General features: G+C 56.3%; 3 protein-coding genes. All 3 read right to left on the bottom strand.

Annotation, left to right across the window (positions count from 1 at the left end; genetic code table 11):
* Window positions 1-3: 3 nt before the first annotated feature.
* Genes tcyN through dcyD form a run of 3 tightly spaced genes read right to left on the bottom strand, consistent with a single transcriptional unit; the run spans window position 4 to window position 2,429 of the window.
* Window positions 4-756: an L-cystine ABC transporter ATP-binding protein TcyN gene (tcyN, locus tag L977_RS06495; protein ID WP_014884379.1), complete on the bottom strand. Its 753-nt coding sequence runs from the start codon at window positions 754-756 to the stop codon at window positions 4-6.
* Entirely contained in the window at window positions 753-1,421 is a 669-nt protein-coding gene (gene tcyL / locus L977_RS06490; protein WP_014884380.1) for a cystine ABC transporter permease, read from the bottom strand. The genes tcyN and tcyL overlap by 4 nt, the downstream gene beginning before the upstream one ends.
* Window positions 1,422-1,442: 21 nt before the next feature.
* A complete protein-coding gene (gene dcyD, locus L977_RS06485; protein WP_023330807.1) occupies window positions 1,443-2,429 on the bottom strand; it encodes a D-cysteine desulfhydrase in 987 nt (328 codons plus the stop codon).
* Window positions 2,430-2,469: the final 40 nt, after the last annotated feature.

Here is a 2,469-nt window from a genome sequence, read left to right as displayed (position 1 = left end):
ATGCTACTGCATGAGGAATTTTTCAAGGAACTGGCGGGTTCGCGGCTGTTGAGGATCCGCAAATAAACTTTTCGCCGGCCCCTGCTCCACAATCCGCCCCTGGTCCATGAAAATGGCCCTGTCCGCCACGTCACGAGCAAAGCTCATTTCATGGGTCACGATGACCATCGTGCGCTTCTCCTGCGCCAGCTGGCGAATGGTGTTCAGCACTTCGCCCACCAGCTCGGGATCGAGCGCGGAGGTCGGTTCATCAAACAGGATCACGTCAGGGCGCATCGCCAGCGCACGCGCTATCGCCACGCGCTGCTGCTGGCCTCCTGACAGGCGGCGCGGATAGCTGGTCTCTTTACCTGCCAGCCCAACTTTAGCGAGCAGCTCGCGTGCACGCGCCGTCGCGTCCTCTTTTGGCTCACCTTTTACGATGACCGGCCCTTCAATAATGTTTTCCAGTACCGTGCGGTGCGGAAAAAGATTGAAGTTCTGGAAAACAAAGCCCACATGCTGACGCAGACGGCGAATTAATCCTTTCTGCTGACTGATGGATTTACCGGTATCAATCGTAATCTCCCCGACCCGGATGGTGCCCCCTTCCGGCTGTTCAAGCAGGTTAATACTGCGCAGTAGCGTCGTTTTTCCCGACCCGCTCGGCCCGATAATCGCCACCACTTCGCCCTGCTCCACTTCCAGATCGATCCCGTGGAGCACCGTTTGACCATGGAATTTTTTCACCAGGTTTTTAACGTCGATAGCACTCATTTTGGATCACGCTCCTGGCGGTTAAGCTGGTTTTCAAAATAGTTTTGCAGAGCAGACAACACCGTTGCCATCACCCAGTAAATCAGCGAGGCAGCCAGATACATGGTGAAGACTTCAAGGGTGCGCGAGGTAATAAGCTGCGCCTGACGGAACAGTTCAGGAACCTGAATCGTTGCGGCCAGAGAGGTATCTTTGACCAGGCTGATGAAGCTGTTGCTCAGCGGCGGAAGCGCCACCCGCGCAGCCTGCGGCAAAATAGCGCGACGCAATGTTTGCCACGGCGTCATCCCGATACTGGCCGCCGCTTCCCACTGACCTTTATCAATGGACGAGATTGCCGCGCGCAGGGTTTCAGAGGTATAGGCCGCCGTATTGAGCGACAGGCCAATCATCGCCGCCGGGATCGGATCCAGCTCGATACCGAATTGCGGTAGACCGTAGTAGATCATAAAGAGCTGAGCAATGAGTGGCGTACCGCGAAACACGGAGATATAGAAGCGCGCCAGCCAGCGTACCGGCAGAATGGGCGACATACGCATTAAAGCCAGCACGAAGCCCAGCACGAGGCCGAAGAACATCCCGCCAATACTCAGCTGGAGCGTGAATACCGCACCTTTCAGCAGATACGGCAGTGAATCAATAACCAGTTGTATACTTTCTTGCATTATTATTTTTCGACCTGATTTTTAGACATGAGGATGATAAGCAAACAGCGCGGGCGCCCCGCCGGTGTGCACAAATAAAATCGGCCCTTCATCCTTAAAGCGTTTCTGCGTAATGCCATCTATAAGCCCGGCCATCGCTTTACCCGTATAAACCGGATCAAGCAGTATACCCTCAAGGCGCGCCAGCAGTTTAACCGCCTCCATCCCCTCTTCATTAGGCGTGCCGTAGCCCGGCGCAAAATAGTCATCCCAGAGCAGAATATCGGCTTTTGCCTTAAGCGCCAGCTGCTCTGCCACCGCCTGCTGTAACGTGACCACTTTGGGCTTCTGATCCGCAACGCTGCGGGACACCGTCACGCCTATCAGTTCCACCTCGGGCATCAGCTGCTCCAGCCCCACCGCCAGCCCGGCGTGCGTGCCCGCACTGCCAGACGCGACAACCACGGAGGAGAGGCTCACCGCCCCCTCACACTGCTGCGCGATCTCCAGCGCACTTTCCACATAACCCAGCGCGCCCAGCGCATTCGAACCGCCGACAGGGATAACATAAGGACGGAAACCCTGCGCTTCGAGGCGCGTAGCCAGTTCATCTAGCTGCGCAGTCGGGTCGGTCAACGCATCGACCATCTCCACCTGCACATTAAACAGATCCAGCAGCAGACGATTACCGTTGGTGAGATAGTTTTCTGCCCGCGTGCCAATTGGGTTTTCCAGTAGTGCCACGCAATGGAGACCAAGCTTCGCCGCCACTGCCGCCGTCTGACGAACGTGGTTGGACTGGATTGCCCCGGCGGTGATGAGCGTGTCCGCCCCTTCACGCAGTGCATCCGCGGCCAGAAACTCCAGCTTACGCAGCTTGTTGCCCCCCATCGCCATCGGCGTCACGTCATCGCGCTTAATGAAAATATCGCGTCCTACGTAATCAGAAAATCGCGGCAGATACTCCAGCGGAGTCGGCGCGCCGATAAACTCCAGGCGGGGAAAGCGCGTTAAATTCTGTAGTGACATGGGTTCTCCGATAACTCAGACAAAATGTGATATTATGTTC

Origin of the sequence: Enterobacter sp. ZOR0014 (assembly GCF_000798855.1) — a bacterium.
Classification (GTDB): domain Bacteria; phylum Pseudomonadota; class Gammaproteobacteria; order Enterobacterales; family Enterobacteriaceae; genus Enterobacter; species Enterobacter kobei.
This window is presented reverse-complemented; position numbering and strand designations above follow the sequence as displayed.

Excerpts from the sequence above, each read along its gene's own strand:
- tcyN (WP_014884379.1), bottom strand. The coding sequence starts at position 756 with ATGAGTGCTATCGACGTTAAAAACCTGGTGAAAAAATTCCATGGTCAA.
- dcyD (WP_023330807.1), bottom strand. The coding sequence starts at position 2,429 with ATGTCACTACAGAATTTAACGCGCTTTCCCCGCCTGGAGTTTATCGGC.
- tcyL (WP_014884380.1), bottom strand. The coding sequence starts at position 1,421 with ATGCAAGAAAGTATACAACTGGTTATTGATTCACTGCCGTATCTGCTG.